Below are 22,128 nucleotides of genomic sequence, written 5' to 3'. Positions count from 1 at the left end.
CTCCCCGCCCACGCCGAGATAGGGCCTCCCCGTCGAGGTAGAACCTCGCAGGGTCCTATCTCGACGCGCGGGTCCTATCTCGGCGAAGGGGGGGCGGAGGCCGAGAGGCCCGGGACGGCGACGGCCCCCGCACCCGGAGGGGCGGGGGCCGTCGTCGGGCCGGACAGGACGGCGTCAGACGCCCGCCTGCTCCTTGAGGTCCGCGACGAAGTCCGGGTTCTCGTCGAGCCAGGCCGCGGCCGACGCGGCCGGGTCCGACCCGCCGTCCTCGTTGAACATGAGGTTCTCCAGCGAGAACAGCTGCTCGTCGGTCAGCGTGAACGCCTCGATGAGCTTGGTCAGCGTCGGGTAGTCCTCGGAGAAGCCGGTGCGGCCGACCGTGTGGATCTCCTCGGCCTCGCCCATCGCGCCCTCGGGGTCCTCCAGGTCGCGGACGGGGTAGGCGTCGTAGGCCCAGTGCGGCCGCCACAGGGTGACCGCGATGTTCTCGCCGGCGTCGGTCGCGCCCTTGAGCTCGGCCAGCATCGCCGGGGTCGACGACACGACGAACTCCATGTCGTCCAGGCCGTAGGCCGGGATGGCCTCGTCCTGGGTGATGCGGGTCAGGCCGGCGCCGGACTCGATGCCGACGATGCGGTTGCCGAACGCGTCGGCGTTCTCGGCGAGCTCGTCGATCGAGGTGATCGGCGCGTCCTCGTTCACCGCGATGGTGAGCCGGGCGTCGTCGTACCAGACGCCGAGCTGCTCCATCTGGTCCCCGTACTGGTCGAGGTAGTCGGCGTGGGTGGTGGGCAGCCACATGTCGAAGTTGACGTCGAAGTCGCCGCCGGTCAGACCGGTGTAGACCACGCCGGCGTCCGCCTCCTGCGACTCGACCGTGTAGCCGTCCTCCTCGAGCATGGTCTGGAACAGCGCCGACACGGCGATGCCCTCGTCCCAGCCGGAGTGCACGCCGATCGACACGGTCGACAGGTCGCCGTTCTCCAGGCGGTCGCCGTCGCCGTCGCCGGAGCCCGAGGAGCAGGCCGTCAGGGCGAGGCCGGCGGCCAGCGCCGAGGCGGCGAGGGCGGTGCGGCGGGTGCGGGTGCGCATGTGCGGTCCTTCCGTGGGCGTGCGGCATCGCGCCGTCGCCCGGGTGGGGGTCGGTGGGGGTGTCGGGCCGCCGCGCGGCCCGGGGACGATCGGCGGCGTCAGGCCGTGGCGGCCGCGGCGACGGCGCGGGCCGTCTTCGAGCGGGTGCCGAACGCGGAGGTCACCCGGTCCAGGAACATCGCCAGGATCACGACGGACAGACCCGCCTCGAAGCCGAGCGACACGTTCACCCGCTGCAGCGCCTGGACGACGGCGCCGCCGAGGCCGGCCGCGCCGACCATGCCGGAGATCACGACCATCGACAGGGACAGCATGATCACCTGGTTGACGCCGGCCATGATGGTCGGCATCGCCAGCGGCAGCTGGATCTGGCGCAGGATGCGGCCCTCGGAGGACCCGAACGCGTGTCCCGCCTCGACGACCTCGCGGTCGACCTGGCGCAGGCCGAGCTCGGTGAACCGGACGCCGGGTGCCATCGCGAAGATGACGGTCGCGACGATGCCGGGCACGACGCCGACGCGGAAGATCACCACGGTCGGGATGAGGTAGACGAACGCCGGCATGGTCTGCATGAAGTCGAGCACCGGGCGCAGGACCCGGGACACGCCGTCGTTGCGGGCCGCCCAGATGCCGAGCGGGATGGCGAGGACGAGGGCCACGGCGCTGGCCAGGATGACGAGCGCGAGGGTGTCCATCGCGTTGCCCCACTGGTTCACGCCGGCGATGACGACGAGGCCGACGAGCGTGCCGACGGCGAGCTTCCACCCCTTCGCGAACAGGGCGATCAGCGCGAGCGCCACGGCGACGAACCAGAACGGCGGGCCGCTGAGCACGGTGTCCAGGCCGTCGTAGGCGCCCTCGAGGACGCTCTTGACGGCGTCGAACACGCCGCTGAACGTGCTGGTCACCCAGCTGATGGCGGAGTCCACCGCGTCGCCGAGCGGCAGCCGGGGCACGCCCTGGTCGGTGGTGTCGAGGGCGAGGATCGGGGCGGTCACGCGCGCACCTCCGTCGGGTTGTCGGTCCGGCCCGCGGTGGGCGCGGCCGTGGTGGCGTCGGCGGGGGTGGGCTCCTCGGGCAGGCCGGGGACGGACAGCGGCGCGGCGGGCGCGCCGACGAGCACGGGCGTCGGGGCGTCCGCGACGGGCGTGCCCTCCGCGGGCGTGCTCGTCTCGGGCGGCACCATCGCCTCGAGCAGGATGGCCCGCGGGATGACGCCGACCAGGCGGCCCTTGTCGTCGGTCACGGGCACCGGCAGCGGCGACTCCGCGGCGGGCGCGAACACCTCGGCCAGCGGGGTGTCGACGGACACCGAGGTGAGGCTGTCGTCGATCAGGCCGTCGAGCGTGTCCCTGCCGGCGCGCGTCGCGTCGACGGCGTCGGCGTCGCGGACGATCCCGCGCAGCACGCGGGCGCGGTCCACGACGTAGGCGGCGGCGACCTGGGCGTCGCGCATGGTGCGCAGCGCGAGCCGGGGGCCGCCGCCGGCGAACGCGACGGCCGCCGGCCGGCGCATCACGGACGACGCGGTGAGCACGCGGGTGCGGTCCACGTCGGCGACGAACTGCGCGACGTAGTCGTCGGCCGGCGCGGACAGGATCTGCTCGCTGGTGCCGACCTGGACGACGCGGCCGTCGCGCATGACCGCGATGCGGTCGCCGAGGTACATCGCCTCGTTGAGGTCGTGCGTGATGAACACGATCGTCTTGCCGAGCGTCTGCTGCAGCTCGAGCAGCTGGTCCTGCATCTCGCGGCGGATCAGCGGGTCGAGCGCGGAGAAGGCCTCGTCCATCAGCAGGATGTCGGTGTCCGCGGCCAGCGCCCGGGCCAGGCCGACGCGCTGGCGCATGCCGCCGGACAGCTCGTGGGGGAGCGAGTCGCCCCACTGGCCGAGCCCGACCATCTCGAGCGCCTCGTCCGCCTTCGTGCGGCGCTCCGCCTTGTCGACGCCCTGCAGCGCCAGCGGGTAGGCGGCGTTGTCCCGCACGGTGCGGTGCGGCAGCAGCGCAAAGTGCTGGAACACCATGCTGACCTTGCGCTGCCGGATGGACCGGAGCTGGGCCGCGCTGACGGCGCTCAGGTCGTCGTCGCCGAGCACGACGCGCCCGGCCGTCGGCTTGAGCAGGCCGTTGAGCATCCGGATCAGGGTCGACTTGCCGGAGCCGGAGAGCCCCATGACGACGAAGGTCTCGCCGCTGCGGATCTCCAGGTCGGCGTCGATCACCGCGGCCGTGCCCCACGGGCGCACGTCCTCGCGGGACGACCCGTCACGGAGCCGCCGCACCGCCTCGTTCGGCCGGCGGCCGAACACCTTGTACACGCCCTCGACGCGCAGTCCTGTCACTCTTCCACCTCGTCACGTCATGACGCGCGGCCCCATCCCCTCCGCGTGCGGAGGTCGGGTGCACCCCGGGGGCGGGGCGCGCCGGGGGCGCAGCGTCGGTCGGCAGCGCCGCGCGGCCCGCCCTCCGGGGGCGGGTCGCGCCGCGGCGGAACACGCCCCGGCCCTCGCTGCCGCACCCCGGAGGAGGGGCGCCGCGAGGGCCGGGAGCAGGCGTCGCACGCCGACCATTCGTCGATCTGGTCGTGCTCCACCGTGCCCCATCCCGGCGGGGATTGCGAGGCCGCGAGGTGCCGAACTCGTGCGTGATGGGACGATTTTACCCAGGTAAAGTCGCTCTGACCTGCGACTTTACCAATGCTTGGATTGTTACCGCTTTGTGACCTCCCGGTCGGGAACCCGTCGTGCCCGACCCGGGGGACATCCCCCGGACAGGTGGGTGGCGCACCGGGTGCCGCGGGGCGGACCCGGCACGGGACGATGGGTGTCGTCCCACCGACCCGGAGCGCACCAGCGGCGTCCCGGCCCGCACGAGGAGCACGCCATGCCCGCCACCCACCCGGCCGCCGCCGGCCCCGCCGACCCGACGGCGCCGCAGCCGGGAGCGCCGGTCGCGCCGCCGCCCGGCGGGCCGCCGCTGCCCGGGACGCCCGGCGCCGTCGTGACCGCGCCGCTGCACGTCACCGCCGACCTGCCGCGGGGCGCCATCTGGGCGCCGGGCGTCATGGGGCGGACCTGGCGCGAGTACGGCTACCTCCTCCTCGCCCTGCTCGTCGCGCCCCTCTCCTTCGTCTACGCCGTGGTGGCGGTCGTGCTCCCGCCGTCCGTCGCCGTCACCGTGGTCGGCCTGTTCGTCGCCGGCTGGGTGATCGTCGGGGGCAGGATGTGGGCCGCGCTCTACCGGGGGATGGCGCGCGGGATGCTCGGCACGTCGATCGCGGCGCCGATGCCGCGCCGCCGCCGCCGCGGGTTCTGGCGCCGCCTCGGGGTGCTGCTCGGCGACGCGCCGGGCTGGCGGGGCGTCGCGTTCGGCGCGCTCGCCCTGCCCCTCGCGATCGTCGGGTTCGTCGTGCCGACCACCTTCCTCGCGGTCGCGCTCGGCGGGACGACGCACTGGTTCTGGTACCGGTGGCTGCCGCTCCAGGAGGCGTCCGACGGCTCGCTGCACCGGGGGGCCTCCTTCGGCACGGACTACTTCATCGACACGCCGCCGCGGCAGTGGATCCTGATCGCGGTGGGCCTGCTCGCGTTCCTGGCCTGGCACCGCCTGACCCTCGGGTTCGCGCACCTGTTCCGGCTGCTCAGCCAGAGCCTGCTGGGGCCGACCGCCTCGAGCCTGCGCGTCGCGCACCTCGAGCAGACCCGCGGCACCGCGGTGACCGACGCCGACACCCGGCTCCGGCGCATCGAGCGCGACCTGCACGACGGGACCCAGGCCCGGCTGGTCGCGGTCGCGATGCAGATCGGCGACGCCCGGGACCGGCTCGCACACGAGCCCGCCGCCGACCCGGCGACGCTCGGGCTGCTCGCCGAGGCGCACGGCGCGCTCAAGGACACGCTCACCGAGCTGCGCGAGATCGCCCGCGGGATCCACCCGCCGGCGCTCGACAACGGTCTGGCGGTCGCCCTCGAGACGCTCGCCGCGCGCAGCCCGGTGCCGGTGACCGTGGACGTCGACCTGCCGGCCCGCCCCGCGCCGGAGGTCGAGACGATCGCCTACTTCGCGGTCGCCGAGCTGCTCACGAACGTCGTCCGGCACTCCGGGGCCAGCGGCGCGTACGTCCGGGTCGAGGTCGACGGCGGGGCGCTGCGGCTGCGGGTGCGCGACGACGGCCACGGGGGCGCCCGGCTCGGCCTGCCGGGCGCGTCGGGCGGCTCCGGGCTCGCGGGGCTGGCGGACCGCGTGGCCACGGTGGACGGCCAGCTCGACGTCGACAGCCCGGTCGGAGGCCCTACGGTGGTGACCGTGCACCTGCCGCTGAGCGCTCGATGAGCCGTCCGGTTCCCCGCCCGCCGCACGCCCGCACCCCGGTGGGGGGTGCCGCGTGCGGGTCGTGATCGCCGAGGACTCCGTCATCCTGCGCGACGGGCTCGCGGCCCTGCTCGCCCGCCGCGACCACGAGGTGGTCGCGGCCGTCGGCGACGGGGACGCGCTCGTCAAGGAGGTCGCGGCGCTCGCGGACGCCGGCGCGCTGCCCGACATCGCGGTGGTCGACGTCCGGATGCCGCCCGGGTTCACCGACGAGGGGCTGCGCGCCGCGCTCACCCTGCGCGAGAGGCACGCCGGCCTGGGCGTGCTGCTGTTCTCCCAGTACGTCGAGACCCGGTACGCCGCGCAGCTGTTCGGCGGTGACGCCCGCGGCGTCGGCTACCTGCTCAAGGACCGGGTCGCCGACGTGTCCGACTTCCTCGACGCGCTCGAGCGGATCGCCGCCGGCCACACGGTCCTCGACCCCGAGGTCGTCACGCAGCTGATGGGCGCCGCGCGCGTCGACCCCGGGATCACCCGGCTGACGCCCCGCGAGTCCGAGGTGCTGGAGCTCATGGCGCAGGGCCGGTCCAACGGCGCGATCGCCGACGCGCTCGTGCTGACGTACGGGGCGGTCGAGAAGCACGTGACGTCGATCTTCGGCAAGCTCGACCTGGCCCCCGACGCGGGCGACCACCGCCGGGTCCTGGCGGTCCTGCGCTACCTCAACCTGGAGGCCTGACCCGGCGCCGCGCCCCGCCCCCGCGCCGGCGCGTCAGGCGAGGTCGAGCGTTCGCGGCGAGGTCGAGGGTCTCCGGACGCCGTGGCAGGGCAAGCCCTCGACCTCGGCGCGGGGCGGACGGCAGGGGGCCGCGCTAGCGTCGGGGGCGCGCGAGCCGCGCCCGTCGACGGAGGAACCCCGCCATGCCGAAGCTCACCGCACCGCAGCTGCTCTGGACGGGCGTCGTGCTCGTCGTCGTCGGGATCATCGGCGGGTGGGTGGGGCAGGCCCTGTTCATCGAGCTGCTGTACCGCGCGTCGTGGCTGTACGGGTTCGCCCAGACGGTCGGCAGCGCGCTCACGGTGGTCGGCGCGGCGATGATCGGCGGCGCATTCGTCGTCGGCGCGCTCCAGCGGGGCCCGTCGGCGCCGCGGCCCGCCGCGTGGCCGTCGCCGTACGGCGGGGCGCCCGGGCAGCAGCCCGGCGGCTACCCGGTGGCGGGCGGGTACGCCGCGCCGGCACCCGCGTACGGGCCGCCGGCCGGGCCCGCGGCGCCCGGGTACGGCCCCCCGACGGGTGGGTACGGGGCTCCTCCCGCAGGCGGGTACCCCGCTGCCGCCGGCGGGTACGCCCCGGCGGCCGGCGGGTACGCCCCGGCACCCGGCGGCGGCCCCGCGCCGCAGCAGGAGGGCGGGTACGCCGCGCCCGCACCGACGCCGGCCGCGCCCGACCCGACCGCCCCCGCGGCGGACGACGACGAGCCGGGTCGCCCCGCGCCGTCCGCCGGCGACCGGTAGGACCTCGGTCCTCCGGCGACGGCGGCACCGGTCCCCGCGGCGATAGGGCCGCGCTCCACGGGCGGAACGGCCCACGGCGCCTCCCCCCCGGGTCTAGCCTCGGACGCGCCACCGGCCGCCGGTGGCAGATCCCGCGTTCCGGAGGTTCCTGTGCCCGTGCTCACCGCCCCGCAGCTGTTCTGGACCGGGCTCACGTCGCTCGTGCTGGGCGTCCTCGGCAGCGCAGGCGCCCAGGCGCTGTACGTCGACCGGCTGTGGGCCTCGCCCGCGACCTTCGCGCTCCTGTCGGCGGCGGCGACCGGGCTGACCGTGCTCGGCGCCGCCCTGGTGGCGGGCGCGCTCGTGCTCGCCGGTGTCCGCCGCGCGCCGGGCGTGCGGCAGGCGGGCGACCCGGTGCCGCCCGCGGGCGCGCCGCGCTGACGGGCGGTCGCGTGGGCGGTCCCGGGCAGCGGGGACCGGGGGAGATCCCCCGCACGGGGTCGGGTTGACCGCCGGGCAGGACGGGGGTCGGACCCGTTCTGACCTGCGGCTCCGCTCGACAGGCTGGTGCCGTGCCCGACCGCCGGGCACCCGCGCGGCCCCCCGCGCGGTGCCCTCGGGAGCGCCGCCATGTCGACCGTCCTGCCCGCACCGTCCCGCGAGGCGAACACCCTCGCGCTGACCACCGGCGCCCGGCCCGTGCGCCCGTCGCCCACCGGCGCCCGCGCCGCCGCGGTCCCGGCCGCCCCCACGTCGCCGGCCCGGACCCGCGCGCGCCGCGACCCGTTCGTCGACGGCGTCCGCGCCGTCGGCATCCTGCTCGTCGTCGCCCTGCACTGGCTGATGGTGGAGGCGACCTGGGACGGGGAGACGCTCGTCGTCGGCAACGCGCTCGCCCACGGCGGCGCGTGGCTGCTGACCTGGCTCCAGCCGCTGCCGCTGCTGTTCTTCGCCGCCGGGGCCGCCGCCCGGTACGACCTCGACCGGCACCCCGGCGAGCCGGGCTGGCGGTTCGCCGGCGTCCGGCTGCTGCGCATGGCGCGGCCGGTCGCCGTGTTCGCCGGGGTGTGGGCGCTGCTGCTCGCGGCGCTGCCGTGGTTCGGCGTCCCCGCGGGCGCCGTCGACCGGGTGGCGCGGATCGTGCCGCAGCCGCTGTGGTTCCTCGGCGTGCAGATCGGGCTGCTGGCGCTGACCCCGGTGCTGCTGCGCGCGCTGCGCCGGTGGGGCGCGGCGCGGGTGCTGCTCGTCGCGGCGGCGCTGCCGGTGCTCGTCGACCTGCTGCGGTTCTCCGACGAGGTGGCGCTGCCCGGCGCGCCCAACGTGCTGCTGGTCTGGGCGGTGCCGTACCTGGGCGGCCTGGTGTACGCCGCACGCCGGCTCGGCACCCCGGAGGACGTGACGGCGCGCGACCTCGTGCCGGAGCGCACCGTGCTGACGCTGCTCGCGCTCGGCGGCCTCGCCGCGACCGTCTTGCTGCTCGCGGTGGGCCCCTACCCGTGGTCGCTGATCGGCATGCCCGGCGACGCGATCTCCAACCTCGCCCCGCCGACCGCCCCGGTGGTCGGGTTCGCGGTGGCGCAGGTCGCGGCGGCGCTGCTGGTGCGGGACGCGGTCGCCCGCTGGGCCGCCGGCTCGCGGCTGGTGCGCTGGGCGGGCGCGCGGTCGATGGCGCTGTACCTGTGGCACCTGACGGCGATGTTCGCGGTGTCGGGGGTCGTGCTGCTCGGGGTCGGGGAGACGCTGCCGGAGCCGTGGACCTGGGACTGGTGGGCGACCCGCGCCTCCTACCTGGGGGCCGCGGGGGTCGTGCTGGCGGGCCTCGTGGTGGCGGCCGGGGCGGTCGACCGGCGGCTCCCGGTGCTGCGGAGGCGGGCGGCCGCGTGAGGCACGCGCGGCCCGCGGCCCGCTGTCAGCCCGCTCCCAGGTTCGGGTGCTGGGCTGAGCGGGTGCTGCACGAGCCGACCCGACGCCGGATCACCGCCCTGCCCACCCCCGTCGAGGACGGCGGCGCCGGCCGGCCGTGGCACGTCCGCCGCGCCGGGCTGCTCGACGTGAACCCGCTCGCCCGGATGATCGCCGCGCACCGGCCGTTCGTCGACCTCGACGGCGACGGCGAGCCCGACCCCGGCCCGGACCCCGAGCAGGCCGGCCCGGCGACGCGCCTGATGCTGAGCCTCGGGGCGATGGAGCACGGCGAGGTGTGGCTCGCGGACGCGGCGTCCGCTGCGCGGCGCGGTGCGGGGGACGGCGACGTCGCCGCCGACGCCCCCGCCGACGTCGCCGCCGTCGCGGTGTGGCTCCCGCCCGACGCCGACCGGCTCGGCACCGACCTCCAGCGCGTGGTCACCCGGGAGCTCGGCGTCCGGGTGGACCCGCACCCCGAGCCGGCGCGCGCTCCGCTGCGGGCCATCGCGGACGCGACCGCCCGCACGCTCGCCCTGGTCCGGGAGTCGGGCGCGGAGCGGCTCCTCGTGCTGCTCGCCGACGACGGCCGCGCGCCCGCGGCGCAGCGGGCGGCGCTGCTCACCGACCTGCTGGCGCCCGTCGCGGCCGAGCAGGGTGCGGCGGGCCGGGACGTCCTGGCCGTCACCGTCGACCCGGCGCAGGTGGCGGACCTGCGGGCCCTCGGGTTCGCCGAGGTGGCGCGGACGCCGCTGGGGGCCGCGTCGCTGTGGCTCGGCGCGCTGCGCTCCGGCGCGGCGGCGACGGGCGCCGACGCGCCCGCCCGCGCTCAGGCCGCGACGGCGACCGCGTAGCCCGCGGCGTCCTCCTCGAGGTCGCCGGTCTCGCCCTCGGCGACGGCACGGCGGCCGAGGACGATCGTGTAGGTCCAGAACGCGGCCAGCGCGATCGCCCCGATGACGATCTTCAGCCACCACGGCAGCGTCGAGCCGGTGACGAAGCCCTCGACGACGCCCGACAGCAGCAGGGCCCCGGCCAGCCCGATCACGACGGTGATGAGCGCGCGGCCCTCCTCGGCCAGCGCCCGCGACCGCGGCCGGCCCTGCGGGTCGACCCAGGCCCAGAACAGCCGCAGGCCCGCGGCGCCGGCGACGAAGATGGAGGTCAGCTCGAGCAGCCCGTGCGGCGTGATGAGCTGGAAGAAGATGCCCAGGCTGTCGTGCGCCGCCATCATGCCGCCGGTCGCGCCGACGTTCACGGCGTTGTTCGCGAGCACGTACAGCGTGCCGACCCCGGAGATGCCGAGCGCGACGCAGAGCGCCGCGACCCACGCGTTGTTCGTCCAGACTACGGCGGCGAACCCCGCACCCGGGTCGTAGTAGGACGCGAAGGCCTCGTCGACGTACTGCTGGCGCTCGCTCGGGGTGCCCATCGCGGCGAGCGCGTCGGGGTTCGTCGCCACCCACCAGCCCGCGACGACCGCGACCGCGACGCACGCGGTCATCACGCCGACGGTCCACCAGCGCAGCCGGTACAGCGCCGCGGGCAGCGACAGCACCACGAACCGGCGGACGTCGCGCCACGCGGGCTCGTGGGTCCCGGCGATCCGGGACCGCGCCCGGGCCAGCAGCTGGGACAGCCGCGCGACCGCGTCCGGGTCGGGCGCGGAGGACCGGATGGTCGACAGGTCGGTCGCGGCGGCCTGGTAGAGGCGGACCAGCTCGTCCGCCTCGGCGCCGTCGAGGCCCCGCCGCCGGGACAGCTCGTCCAGGCGCGCCCACGCGGGCTCGCGCACGGCGGAGAAGGCGTCCAGGTCCACGCCCGATACCCTGCCACACGAGGCCCGGTCCGCACCGGGTGACCAGCGGCGCGACGTCGGCGGAGGTGGGGCGTGCAGGACGAGGGCATCGTCATCGGCGAGGGCGTGCTGCTGGACACGCGGCCGACCTCCTTCGCCACCCGCCTGGCCGGGGCGGTCATCGACCTCGTCGCCCTCGGCCTCGTCGCCGTCGCCGTGGCCTGGGTGCTCACCCGGTTCGTGGTCGTCGCGCCGAGCCAGGACGTCCTGCAGATCACGTTCGTGGTCGTGATGGTGACGGTGCTGGTCGTCATCCCGACGACGGTCGACACGCTGACCCGCGGCCGGTCGCTGGGCAAGCTCGCCGTGGGCATCCGGGTGGTGCGCGACGACGGCGGCCCCATCCGGTTCCGGCAGGCGTTCGTCCGGGCGCTGGTCGGCATCCTGGAGCTGTGGCTGACCCTCGGGTCGGTCGCCCTGATCACCTCGCTGGTCAACCCGCAGGGCAAGCGGCTCGGCGACATCATGGCCGGCACCTACGCCGTCCGGGTGCGCGGCCGGACCGAGCGCCGCGCGGTCCTGGTGATGCCGCCGTTCCTCGCGCCGTGGGCGCAGCAGGCCGACGTCGCGCGGCTCCCGGACGGCCTGGCGCTGTCCGTCCGGCAGTTCCTCGGCCGCGCGCCCCGGCTGCACCCCGGCTCGCGCTACGCGCTGGGCCAGCAGCTGGCCGGCGAGGTCGCGCGGTACGTCGCTCCCGGGCCGCCCGCGGGGACCCACCCGGAGGCGTTCCTCGCGGCCGTGCTGGTGGCCCGCCGAGACCGCGAGTACGCCGCGTCCACGCGCGCGGCGCAGCGCTCCGCCGCGGAGGCCGTCACGCTGCACCGGCTGCCGCACGGGGTGCCGGACCCGGCCCGCTGAACCACGTCGTGGACGTCCTGGCGGCGGTCTCGGCCGCCCTCGTACGGTGACGGGCGCCGGGAGCAGCCGGCGAGGACACGACGAGGTGAGGCACGTGCAGGACCAGCTGGGAGCGGTGCTCGACCAGGTGCTGGCGCGGAACCCGGGGGAGCCCGAGTTCCACCAGGCGGTGCGGGAGGTGTTCGGCAGCCTCGGGCCCGTCCTGGAGCGGAATCCGCGGTACGTCGACGCGGCGGTGCTGGAGCGGCTGTGCGAGCCCGAGCGGCAGATCGTGTTCCGGGTGCCGTGGGTCGACGACGCCGGCCGCGTGCAGATCAACCGCGGGTTCCGGGTGCAGTTCTCCACCACGCTCGGCCCCTCGAAGGGCGGCCTGCGGTTCCACCCGTCGGTGAACCTCGGCATCGTGAAGTTCCTCGGCTTCGAGCAGATCTTCAAGAACTCGCTCACCGGCATGCCGATCGGCGGCGGCAAGGGCGGCTCGGACTTCGACCCGCGCGGCCGCTCGGACGGCGAGGTCATGCGGTTCTGCCAGTCGTTCATGACGGAGCTGGCCCGGCACATCGGCGAGTACGTGGACGTGCCCGCCGGGGACATCGGCGTCGGCGGCCGGGAGATCGGCTACCTGTTCGGCCAGTACAAGCGGATGACCGGCCGGTACGAGTCGGGGGTGCTCACGGGCAAGGGCGTGACCTGGGGCGGCTCGCTGGTCCGCACCGAGGCGACCGGGTACGGCGCCGTGCTGTTCGTGCAGGAGATGCTCCGCGCGGCCAACCGGTCGCTGGACGGCCAGCGCGTCGTCGTGTCCGGCTCCGGCAACGTCGCGCTGTACGCGATCGAGAAGGCGCAGCAGCTGGGCGCCGACGTCGTCGCGTGCTCGGACTCGCGCGGGTACGTCGTCGACGACAAGGGCCTGGACCTGCCGCTGCTGCAGCAGGTCAAGTCCGTCGAGCGCGGGTCGCTCGCCGACTACGCCGAGCGGCGCGGGGGCTCGGCGCGGTACGTGCCCGGGCGCCGGGTGTGGGAGGTCGGTGCGACGGTCGCGCTGCCGTGCGCCACCCAGAACGAGCTCGACGCCGACGACGCCCGCGCGCTGATCGGGTCGGGGCTGGTCGCGGTGGCCGAGGGGGCGAACATGCCGACGACGCCGGAGGCGGTGGCGGTGCTGCGCGAGGCCCGCGTGCTGTTCGGCCCGGGCAAGGCGGCGAACGCCGGCGGCGTGGCGACGTCCGCGCTGGAGATGCAGCAGAACGCGAGCCGGGACTCCTGGTCGTTCGACTACACCGAGCAGCGGCTCGCGACGATCATGCGGGACATCCACGACCGCTGCGCCACGACGGCGGACGAGTACGGCGCACCCGGCGACTACGTCCTGGGCGCCAACGTGGCGGGCTTCCTCAAGGTCGCCGACGCGATGCTGGCCCTCGGCGTCGTCTGACCGCTCGGCCGAAAACGCCGGGCGGGTGCTCGGACGGCGCGGTCTTCATCCCCGGCACGGGCTGCGATCGCGCTCGGAGCGGGTGTCCGTCCCGGCCGCAGTGACGGCGGTGGAACGCATTCGCGTTGATCGCGCGTCCGAGGTGGCCAGGACCGAACTGCGCCGGCAGTCCATCGAGCCTGTCAGCTCGTGTAGGTTCGGGCGAGTAGTGGGTGCGACGTGCTCGAGGTGGTGGGCCGCGTCCGATGCGTCCACGACGACGTCCCGAGTGGCGATGCCCGGCGGGGGGTCGAACGATTCCGTGAGCTGGGCGCCGCTCCGGCTGAGGACTTGGCGCGTCACCGCGCTGGTCGATCGCGCTCGCACCCGCAAGCACGCTGCGGGGAACTGATCAGAGACTCGACGGATGAGGTCGGCGCCGATCAGTCCGGTTCCGATCACGAGGATGTGTGTCACGGCGCGCCTTCCTGCACCGAGCTCTCGCCCGCGAAGGCGACGCGGATCACGCCCCCGTCGTCGCTGACCGCCTCGATCTCGTCCCCAGGCGCGATATCGATCACGGGGGCGAGTGCCCCGGTGAGGATCACATCGCCCGGTTGCAGGCGTCGGTCGACCGCGCCGAGCGAGTTGAGGAGCCAGCGCGCGGAACCCCACGGCCCGCCGTCGAGCTCCGTGGCCCCGCCCCGTGCCACCTCAGCGCCGGCGCGCCTGACCGTAACCGCCGTGCGGAGGAGCGCGGGTGCATCGACGGACGCGAGGGGAGGCCCGACGACCACCGTGCCGAGCGCGGCGTTGTCCGCGACGCTCTGTGCGACGGTTCCTTGCCACGAGCAGTACCTGGTGCGGAGGATCTCGAAGCACAGGAACCCGCCTCGGGGCACGAGCGTCCAACCCTCCCCGGAGCGTTCGACCCGCTCGACGACCAGTGCGATCTCGACTTCCAGCTTCGCACCGACGGCGGCGCTCGCGGGCAGCGTGGTCCCGGTCGGGACCAGGTCCTGGTCGAAGATGACGCCGCGGTCGGGAGTATCGATGCCGAACTGCCGTCGGACTGCTTCGGAGGTCAGGCCTACCTTGTAGCCCACCGGTACGGCTCCGCTGAGGATCCGTGCACATGTCGTCAGCCGTTGGACGTCGTACCCCGCGCTGAGGGGAAGGTCGGCCGGCGGCGGAGCATGAGCCGTGACGGCGGCGTCGTCCTTCGCCGTGCTGCGTAGCCTGCGGGCCAGTGGGGCGACGTGGCGCACCCGGGGTGAGAGCAGCCACTCGCGCACCTCGGCGGGCGGATGCCCTAGCCCGCTCGCGATGACCTCGAGAGCGCCAGATGGCGGTTGCGGCGTCGGGCCGGACGCGCCCAGAGTCTCAAGCGCCTGCACGCCGACCTCAAGAGCCCGAAGGCCGTTCTCCACCTTGAGCGGGATCTGAAGCCGTACCCCGTCAGCCACGTGCTCGAGACTGCCGAGGATGGTGAAGGCCGCCAAGAACCGCTCGTCTCTCGGTGTGAGGACGGCCCCGTACCCGTGGAGGAACGAGGCGCGTAGATCTGGTCGATCACGCCACACCGTCGCGAACAGCCAGGCGAAGTCCTCGAGGGCCAGGCCCACGTGGGACGCCTCGAAGTCGATCAGCCCGAGCTGGCTGTCGGGTTCGGACCACAACCAGTTGCGCGGCTGGAAGTCGCCGTGGGTGAGGGTGAGCCAGCGTGCCGATGCCGACGAGGCGAGCGTCTCGCGCGCGCGGGCTATGCCATGTCGCTGAGCGACCGTGAGAACCCGCCGGCTCAGTTCCTCACGGACGGTCGACAGGCAGAGCACCGACTCCAGGATCGGGTCGACCTCGTCGCCATGGTCGCGCGCCTGGTGCTGGCGGTGGACCGCTGCCAGCGTCGCCCCTGCCTGCCAGTGGATCTCCCGTTCGGTCGATCGATCGGGTGCCGGGCTCATCGTCCGTACCACGAGTCCAGGAACCACCGTCAGGACGAGGACGCGGAGCTCGGGGAAGCTTGCCAGGAGCGAGGGCGCGGCGACCCCGGCGGCGGGGACCGTCGACCGAAGGGCAGCTCGTTCGCGAGCGAAGGACTCCTCGCTCGGGCTGATCTTCACGTACGCCTCGTGCGTCGGCCAGCGTGCCAGCCACACCCGGGAACTCTGCCGTGGCCACGACGTATCGGCAACCACGACAAAATCGCCCAGTTCGGCCCGTAGTCGCTCGGTCACGACTGGGGGGAGCTCGGAGGTCTCTCTCTCAACCATGTTTCTCGTCCATCGAAGATCATTGCTGTACGAGTGCGGGCGCAGGCCGAAGGCTGCGGCCGAACTGAGCGAGATGTATCGCCCTCCGGCCAGCGGCAGTGTGCGGTTCGAATGTGAGCGAACCCGCGTCGGATGTGGCCGAGCGGGTCGGACGGCTAGCACCATTCCACACTTCCCCCGAGCACCACAACCCCCATGTCTCAGCCGATGTAGTGCGTTAAGGTCCGTAGAGCCGCCAAGGCGTTGTGATCGTTTGCGCCGATGTGAGGCGACTGCCCGTCGTGCGACACGAGCACCCGCTGTGCGCATACCGAGATCGCCATGACAGGGGGTGCTCGATGGTGAGGACTTCTGGGGGGACCGTCGTCGCGCTCGCGCGAGGGCGAGGACAGCCGGGCCCACGCTCCTCGTCGCTGCGTCTGTGACGAGCGTTCTCGCCCCCTCGACGGCGGTCGGATCGGTTCTCGTGGTCGGGTTGTTCGTCGACCGGGGGCCGCGGGCTCGTCATTCGGCATCGGTGCCGTCTCGGCAGCGTTGATCGCGCTGCTGGTGTCCCGCCGGCGTGCGCGCGTGCGTCGCGCACCCGATCATCGATCGGCCGGGGATGGATGCTGCAGCGGCGCTGGTGAGCGTCGAGGAGAGCGTGGTCGGCAACGCCTCCCCATCCGTTCAGCATGTCGTCCTCCTCGATCTCGCCGACTCCGACCACCAGGAGGTGGCTGAGGACGAGCGACGGCTGCAGGCGTTCGCGCTGGCAGCCCGATCGCTCGACGCGAGGCTGTTGCCTCACGCTCGACCCGTGGTCGTCGTGCGCCACCGGAGATGGTCGACCACCGACGACGCTGGATCGGGTGGGATCGGAAGAGAGGCAAGCTGCGCGACCTGGTGGCGGCACTGGCGGGCGAGCCGCTCCCTGCGTCGTGCCGGGTTCTACGCGGACCGTCGATCCATCCCGCACATGTGCTCGTGGTCGTCGACGAAGGGGGGTCCTCGAAGAGGGCGCCGTCCTTTACTCCCGGCGTCCCGGTGATACGGGGCTGAAGGTGGACGGACGTCAGAACCGGTTCGGTCGCTCGCAGTTCGTCGGGCAAGGCGCTATCCGGGTCGCGACGTACGTCGGACTTCTCCTGGACGCGATCCCGGCGGAAAAGGTGCTGAGTCATGACAAGCTCGAGGGGTTCTTCCTGCGAACCTGCCGAATACCTCAGAGGCTCATTCGCGATCGCGACGTCGACGACTTCCGGGGAATTCAACGACGCATGGAGCGGTGGCGCAGAGGTGACGTGCAACTGCTTCCGTGGGCGTTGGGCAGAGCTGGCCGAAGTCCACTTCCCTGGGTGGAGCGGTGGTGGATGTGGCGAGACGTCACAGCCGCCCTCACGCCTCTCTCGTCGGTGGTTCTGACCGTGCTCGTCACCGTTGCCCCCGTTCCGTGGGGAGGCCGTCTGGGGTTAGTCGCACTCGTCGCGACCATGGCGCAGCCAGACGTCCTCCGCCATCTGGCGCGGTGGCGTCCCCGCCGCATGAGACAAGCCGCACGCACCTGGTCGTCGAGCGCAGCAGCGGCTGCGGTCGGGCTCGGTGCCGTGACGACCGCCCTCGTGCGTATGGCGACGCGCCGCCATCTGCTGGAGTGGCAGCCCTCAAGCGCAGACAACCGCGCGTTCACCCGGGTGGACGCTCTGGTTCTGGCCGGGTGCTCCGGGGCCGGCGTGCTCGTCGCGCTGGGTGTCCGTGTCGGAACCCCGCTGCTCGTGGTTGTCGCGTCGATCTGGCTCGTCGCGCCTGCGGCGGCGTGGACCGTCGACATGTGGAAGGCACATCATCCGCCCGGTGCACCGGATCGCGCCCCACGCGTATGACGGGCCGACCCCCGGTCGCACGTGGAGCAGCGACAGGGAGTGCGGGCGGGCAGGGTGTCGTCCCATGGCGCCCAGGCCGGTCAGGCCCGGGCGCACTCCGCCGGCGTGCCCGCCGGGTCGTCGACCAGGCGGTGCAGGAGGCGGAGCAGGTCGTCCTGCTCGCCCGGGTCCAGGCGCGCGAGGAGCTCCTCCGCGTGCCGGCGGCGCTGCGCGTCCGCCTCGGCGAGCACCGCGCGGCCCTCGTCCGTGGCCGCCACGAGCGTGGCGCGCCGGTCGGTCGGGTCGGGCCGGCGCTCGACCAGGCCCGCCCGCTCCAGGTCGTCCACCAGCGAGGTGATCGACCGCGGCACGACGTCGAGCGCCGCGGCCAGCGCGGTCTGCCGCTGCGGCTCCGCGCGCGCGACGACGCGCAGCAGCCGGTGCCGCGACGGCGTGAGGTCGACGCGCTCGCGGACGTCCCGGCGCATCGCGTGCAGCGCGCGGCGCAGCAGCCAGAACAGCTCGTCTCCCGGGTTGCCGGGGGCCGGGTGGTGGTGCGCGGGGGCCGGGGTGACGGGCGTCATGCGCCCAGGATAGCGAGTTCCACACATAGAGAGGTAGCCTCTCTATCGGAATCGTCCTCAGGAGGCCCCATGTCCATGCACGGAGGAGGGGGCGGCGGCCCGGCGATGTACCGGTCGTTCCGCCTCGACCCGTCCGTCGCCCGGCGTCGCATCACCCGTGACGTGCTGCGGCGCATCCTCGCCTTCGCCCGCCCGTACCGCGGGCTGCTCACCGTCTTCCTCGTCGTCGTCGCGCTCGACGCCGCCATCGGCGCGGTCACCCCGCTCGTCTTCCGGCAGATCATCGACCACGGCATCGCGCAGGGTCGCACCGGGCTGGTGCTCGGGCTCGCCGGCGTCGTCGCCCTGCTCGCGATCGCGTCCGCCGGGCTCACGCTCGCGTCCCGGTGGTTCTCCGCCCGGATCGGCGAGGGCCTGATCCTGGACCTGCGCACCCAGGTGTTCGACCACGTGCAGCGGATGCCGCTGGCGTTCTTCTCCCGCACCCAGACCGGCGCGCTCGTGCAGCGGCTCAACGGCGACGTGCTCGGCGCCCAGCAGGCGTTCACGTCGACGCTGTCGAACGTCGTGTCGAACGTGCTGACCGTGGTGCTGGTCATCGCGGCGATGCTGTCGCTGTCCTGGCAGATCACGCTGCTGTCGCTGGTGCTGCTCCCGGCGTTCGTGCTGCCCGTGCGGGCGATGGGGCGGCGGCTCGCGGGCGTGACGCAGGAGTCGTACACCCTGAACGCGGCGATGGGCCAGACCATGACCGAGCGGTTCAACGTGGCCGGCGCCCAGCTGGTCAAGCTGTACGGGCGCCCCGAGGACGAGACCGCGGAGTTCGCGGCGCGTGCCTCGCGGGTGCGGGACATCGGCATCACCTCGGCGATGTACGCCGCGGTGTTCCGGGTCGGCCTGACGCTGATCGCCGCCGTCGCGGTCGCGATCGTGTACGGGCTGGGCGGCGTGCTCGCGATCCAGGGGTCCCTGACCGTGGGCGTCGTCGTCGCGCTGACCTCGTACCTGACCCGGCTCTACGGGCCGATCACCTCGCTGTCCAACGTCCAGGTCGACGTGATGACCACGCTGGTGTCGTTCGAGCGTGTCCTGGAGGTGCTGGACCTGGAGCCGACGGTCGCGGACGCGCCGGACGCCCGGCCGCTGCCCGCCGACCTCGCGCGGACGGCGAGCGTCGAGCTGGACGACGTGTCGTTCCGGTACCCGGCCGCGTCCGAGGTGTCGCTCGCCTCGCTGGAGTCGGTCGCCCGGCTGCAGACCGAGGTGCCCGGCACCACGCTGGAGCACGTGTCATTCACCGTGCCGCACGGCCACCTGGTCGCGCTGGTCGGACCGTCCGGCGCGGGCAAGACCACGGTCTCCGCGCTGGTGGCCCGGCTCTACGACGTCACGGCCGGCGCGGTCCGCGTCGCCGGGCAGGACGTCCGCGAGGTCACGCAGGAGAGCCTGCGGGACGCCATCGGCATCGTGTCCCAGGACGCGCACCTGTTCCACGACACCATCCGGGCCAACCTGCTGTACGCGCGGCCCGGGGCCACCGACGTCGAGCTGGAGCAGGCGCTGCGCCGCGCGCAGATCTGGGACCTGGTCTCCCGGCTGCCGGACGGCGTCGACACGGTCGTGGGGGACCGGGGCTACCGGCTCAGCGGCGGCGAGCGGCAGCGCCTCGCGATCGCCCGGCTGCTGCTGAAGGCGCCGCCGATCGTGGTCCTCGACGAGGCGACCGCGCACCTGGACTCCGAGTCGGAGGCCGCCGTGCAGCGGGCGCTCGCCGAGGCGCTGGAGGGCCGGACCGCGATCGTGATCGCGCACCGGCTGTCGACCATCCGGGAGGCGGACTCGATCGTGGTGCTGGACGAGGGGCGGGTCGCGGAGCAGGGCACGCACACCGAGCTGCTGGCCGCCGGCGGACTGTACGCGGAGCTGTACGAGACGCAGTACGCGTCGGCGGGGTGACGCCCGGGGCGCCGGCGGCGTGCCGGCGCCCCGTCAGATCAGCCCGAGGTGCCGCACCGCCTCGCGCTCCTCGGCCAGCTCCGCCACCGACGCGTCGATGCGCGCCCGGGAGAACGCGTCGACCTCCAGGTCGGGGACGATGTGCCACGCGCCGTCGACCGCGGTGACCGGGAACGAGCACACCAGCCCCTCCGGCACCCCGTACGACCCGTCGGACACCCGGCCGGCCGAGGTCCAGTCGCCGGCCGCGGTGCCGCCGCGCCGCAGCCGGCCGTGGTCGATGATCGCGCTGACGGTCGAGGCCACCGACGACCCGCCACGGGCCGCGATGATCGCCGCCCCGCGCTGGGCGACGGTGTCGATGAACTCGCCCTCCGCCCACGCCCGGTCGACCACCTCGAGCGCCGGGCGACCGTCCACCAGCGCGTGCCGGAGGTCGGGGTACTGGGTGCGGGAGTGGTTGCCCCACACCGTCACCCGGCGGATGTCCCGGGGGTTGGCGCCGGTGCGCAGCGCCAGCTGGGCGAGCGCCCGGTTGTGGTCCAGGCGGGTCAGCGCGGTGAACCGGTCGGCCGGCACGTCGGGGGCGTGCGCCGCGGCGATCATGGCGTTCGTGTTCGCCGGGTTCCCGATCACGAGCACCCGGATGTCGTCCGCCGCGACGTCGTTGATCGCCGCACCCTGCTCTCGGAAGATCCCGCCGTTGGCCTGCAGCAGGTCCGCCCGCTCCATCCCCGCGGTCCGCGGCTGCGCGCCGACGAGGACCGCGATGTCCGCGCCGTCGAACGCGGTGCGCGGGTCCGCCGTGACGTCCACGTCGACCAGCAGGGGCGAGGCGACGTCCTGCAGCTCCAGCGCGACGCCGTGCGCCGCCTGCAGCGCGTCGGGACGCTCGAGCATCCGCACGCGCACCGGTGTCTCCGGGCCGAGCAGCTCGCCGCTCGCGACGCGGAACATGAGGGAGTAGCCGATCTGGCCGGCGGCGCCGGACAGCGTGAGCGTGACGGCAGGACGAGGCACGGGGGGACTCCTGGTGGGTCGGCGTCGGGTCGGGGCGTCGGCGTCAGGAGCGTCTGCGGCGACGTTCGTCCCCGACGGTAGGTGGCGGGCGGGCCCGGTTCAAGGGCGCGGGACCCGGGGCCCCGGGGCCGGGCCGGCGGCTCAGGTCTCCGCGACGACCGCCGCGTGCTCCGCCGCGTCGTCCGCGGCGAACCGGACCAGCCGCTCGGCCTCGGCCAGCACCGCCCGGCGGTCGGCCCGGGTCCACCGCCGCAGCGGCGTGACGGCAAGCACCGCGCGCTCCCGGCGGCCCCGCGGCGAGCCCGCCGGGCGGGGGAGCCGTTCGCGCCGGACGGCCCAGGACCCTGCCACCACGTCGTCGACCAGCACGGTCCCCGGCGGCATGCCGTTGCGGCTGGCCAGCGCGGGGCGGACCTCCGGCGGGATCACCCGGCTCCGGTCGTCGTGCCCGAGCAGCAGGTTCTCGAAGTCCGGCAGCAGGCGGACCGGCGCGGGGGCGTCCTCCGGCGGGCGCGGGGCGTCCGGGACGTCGAGCAGCACGCGCGGGCGGCCCGACGGCGGGTCGACGTGCACCACCTCAACGAGCTCCGGACGGAGCCGGTCGACCACCGGGGCGAGCCGGGTCAGGCCGGACCACCGCTGCACGTCGGCGGTCGTCGCCGGGCCGTAGACGGCCAGGTACCGGCGGACGAGGGCGGCCGGCGCGGCCTCCCGGTCGTCCTCGGCGAGGTCCGCGTCGCCCGGGCCGCCGGCGGTGCCGAACCACGCCCACGCCGTCGTCCAGGTCGTGGCCATGCTCCGGCCCCACACCCCGCGCGGGGTGACCTGCACGAGCGGCAGCAGCCCGCGCGCGCCCATCGCGAGCGAGGCCGGGTCCAGGTCCGGCCAGGTCACCGCCAGCCGCGCCCCCAGGTCCCGCGCGCCGAGCGGCCCGTCGGCCAGGGCGTCCAGCGCGGCGGACCGCAGGTCGGCCAGGTCGACCTGGCGGAGCGTCGGTGCCGCGGACACGTTGGCGGTGAGGTGGCGGCGGAGCGTCGGGGCGAGCAGCGGCCACAGCGCGAGCGCGTCGTCGGCGGTGACCAGGTGCACGGTGTCGCGGAGCAGCGCCAGGCGGGCGACCCGGCGGTCCGTCATCGCGTCGGCCAGGTCCGCGTGCGCGAACCCGGCCACCCGCGCGTGCAGCGCCAGGTACGCCGAGGACGGGTTCTGCGACTGCAGGGCGACCAGGCGCCGCACGACCTCGACCGCGGACGCGTCGGTCCGCTCCAGGAGGTGCTGCCGGGCCAGCAGGGCGCGGCCGAGCCCGCGCGTGGTGGTGCTGCCGCCGCCCGCCAGGTCCCCGTCGCCCGTCACCCCGCAGACGCTACTGGCCGGCCCCGACACCGCGCCCCCGCCCCGCCGGGGTCGCCCCGGTCGTCGCGGTCGCGGGCCGGTTCAGACACCAGCGCCGGGGCGGGGGGCGGGTGGCGGTCCGGCGCGCCCCCGTGGTCACCCGGGATGTCGGCGGGCCGGCCGACAGCGCG

General features: G+C 74.8%; 18 protein-coding genes. 10 read left to right on the top strand and 8 right to left on the bottom strand.

All coding sequences use genetic code 11. From position 1 onward, the window contains the following. Window positions 1–174: 174 nt before the first annotated feature. From MHY85_RS13760 to MHY85_RS13750, 3 genes are all read right to left on the bottom strand, one after another. Window positions 175–1,092: a glycine betaine ABC transporter substrate-binding protein gene (locus MHY85_RS13760; protein WP_239197201.1), complete on the bottom strand. Its 918-nt coding sequence runs from the start codon at window positions 1,090–1,092 to the stop codon at window positions 175–177. Between the two features lie 98 nt (window positions 1,093–1,190). Beyond that, on the bottom strand, window positions 1,191–2,090 hold the full coding sequence (locus tag MHY85_RS13755; RefSeq protein ID WP_239197199.1) for a proline/glycine betaine ABC transporter permease: 900 nt from the start codon (window positions 2,088–2,090) through the stop codon (window positions 1,191–1,193). Then, window positions 2,087–3,436: a glycine betaine/L-proline ABC transporter ATP-binding protein gene (locus MHY85_RS13750; protein ID WP_239197197.1), complete on the bottom strand. Its 1,350-nt coding sequence runs from the start codon at window positions 3,434–3,436 to the stop codon at window positions 2,087–2,089. Before MHY85_RS13750 ends, MHY85_RS13755 begins: the two co-directional genes overlap by 4 nt. A gap of 541 nt (window positions 3,437–3,977) precedes the next feature. Here MHY85_RS13750 and MHY85_RS13745 point away from each other — a divergent pair. The 6 genes from MHY85_RS13745 (at window position 3,978) to MHY85_RS13720 (ending at window position 9,655) form a co-directional block, all read left to right on the top strand. Further along, window positions 3,978–5,426 carry a sensor histidine kinase gene (locus tag MHY85_RS13745; RefSeq protein ID WP_239197195.1) on the top strand — a complete coding sequence of 483 codons (1,449 nt, stop codon included), beginning with the start codon at window positions 3,978–3,980 and terminating at the stop codon, window positions 5,424–5,426. Between the two features lie 52 nt (window positions 5,427–5,478). Further along, complete coding sequence (locus tag MHY85_RS13740) at window positions 5,479–6,144, top strand: response regulator transcription factor (protein WP_239197193.1); 666 nt, start codon at window positions 5,479–5,481, stop codon at window positions 6,142–6,144. A 182-nt stretch (window positions 6,145–6,326) separates the two neighbouring features. Then, on the top strand, window positions 6,327–6,920 hold the full coding sequence (locus tag MHY85_RS13735) for a hypothetical protein (RefSeq protein ID WP_239197191.1): 594 nt from the start codon (window positions 6,327–6,329) through the stop codon (window positions 6,918–6,920). Between the two features lie 156 nt (window positions 6,921–7,076). Continuing rightward, on the top strand, window positions 7,077–7,340 hold the full coding sequence (locus MHY85_RS13730) for a hypothetical protein (protein WP_239197189.1): 264 nt from the start codon (window positions 7,077–7,079) through the stop codon (window positions 7,338–7,340). A 189-nt stretch (window positions 7,341–7,529) separates the two neighbouring features. Beyond that, window positions 7,530–8,783, top strand: a complete 1,254-nt coding sequence (locus MHY85_RS13725) for an acyltransferase (RefSeq protein WP_239197187.1) — start codon at window positions 7,530–7,532, stop codon at window positions 8,781–8,783. Window positions 8,784–8,845: 62 nt separating this feature from the next. Continuing rightward, entirely contained in the window at window positions 8,846–9,655 is an 810-nt protein-coding gene (locus MHY85_RS13720; protein ID WP_239197185.1) for a hypothetical protein, read from the top strand. Here the strand turns inward: MHY85_RS13720 and MHY85_RS13715 are convergent. After that, window positions 9,631–10,620, bottom strand: coding sequence for a stage II sporulation protein M (locus tag MHY85_RS13715; protein WP_239197183.1), 990 nt, complete (start codon window positions 10,618–10,620; stop codon window positions 9,631–9,633). The two genes, MHY85_RS13720 and MHY85_RS13715, sit on opposite strands and share 25 nt — an antisense overlap. Window positions 10,621–10,692: 72 nt before the next feature. Between MHY85_RS13715 and MHY85_RS13710 the strand changes: the two genes are divergently transcribed. Together MHY85_RS13710 and gdhA are read left to right on the top strand one after the other, a co-directional pair. Next, complete coding sequence (locus tag MHY85_RS13710) at window positions 10,693–11,517, top strand: RDD family protein (RefSeq protein WP_239197181.1); 825 nt, start codon at window positions 10,693–10,695, stop codon at window positions 11,515–11,517. 94 nt (window positions 11,518–11,611) lie between these two features. Further along, on the top strand, window positions 11,612–12,952 hold the full coding sequence (gdhA, locus tag MHY85_RS13705; RefSeq protein ID WP_239197179.1) for an NADP-specific glutamate dehydrogenase: 1,341 nt from the start codon (window positions 11,612–11,614) through the stop codon (window positions 12,950–12,952). Between the two features lie 452 nt (window positions 12,953–13,404). On the opposite strand, the gene MHY85_RS13700 is transcribed toward gdhA, so the two are convergent. Continuing rightward, window positions 13,405–15,168, bottom strand: coding sequence for a phosphotransferase (locus MHY85_RS13700; protein WP_239197177.1), 1,764 nt, complete (start codon window positions 15,166–15,168; stop codon window positions 13,405–13,407). A 1,079-nt stretch (window positions 15,169–16,247) separates the two neighbouring features. On the opposite strand from MHY85_RS13700, the gene MHY85_RS13695 reads away from it, so the two are divergent. Continuing rightward, window positions 16,248–17,066: a hypothetical protein gene (locus MHY85_RS13695; RefSeq protein ID WP_239197175.1), complete on the top strand. Its 819-nt coding sequence runs from the start codon at window positions 16,248–16,250 to the stop codon at window positions 17,064–17,066. Window positions 17,067–17,146: 80 nt separating this feature from the next. On the opposite strand, the gene MHY85_RS13690 is transcribed toward MHY85_RS13695, so the two are convergent. Then, the gene (locus MHY85_RS13690; RefSeq protein WP_239197173.1) at window positions 17,147–17,629 is read right to left on the bottom strand and encodes a MarR family winged helix-turn-helix transcriptional regulator; all 483 of its coding nucleotides are present in this window, start codon (window positions 17,627–17,629) and stop codon (window positions 17,147–17,149) included. A gap of 69 nt (window positions 17,630–17,698) precedes the next feature. Between MHY85_RS13690 and MHY85_RS13685 the strand changes: the two genes are divergently transcribed. Then, on the top strand, window positions 17,699–19,585 hold the full coding sequence (locus MHY85_RS13685; RefSeq protein WP_239197171.1) for an ABC transporter ATP-binding protein: 1,887 nt from the start codon (window positions 17,699–17,701) through the stop codon (window positions 19,583–19,585). A 33-nt stretch (window positions 19,586–19,618) separates the two neighbouring features. Here MHY85_RS13685 and MHY85_RS13680 read toward each other — a convergent pair whose 3' ends face one another. Beyond that, window positions 19,619–20,605: a malate dehydrogenase gene (locus MHY85_RS13680; protein WP_308191386.1), complete on the bottom strand. Its 987-nt coding sequence runs from the start codon at window positions 20,603–20,605 to the stop codon at window positions 19,619–19,621. 141 nt (window positions 20,606–20,746) lie between these two features. Then, window positions 20,747–21,958: a winged helix DNA-binding domain-containing protein gene (locus tag MHY85_RS13675; RefSeq protein ID WP_239197169.1), complete on the bottom strand. Its 1,212-nt coding sequence runs from the start codon at window positions 21,956–21,958 to the stop codon at window positions 20,747–20,749. Between the last annotated feature and the right edge of the window lie 170 nt (window positions 21,959–22,128).

This window comes from Cellulomonas sp. ACRRI (genome assembly GCF_022346185.1).
GTDB lineage: Bacteria > Actinomycetota > Actinomycetes > Actinomycetales > Cellulomonadaceae > Cellulomonas.
Note: the sequence above shows the minus strand (reverse complement) of the source record. Positions and strands in the feature narration are given on the sequence as shown.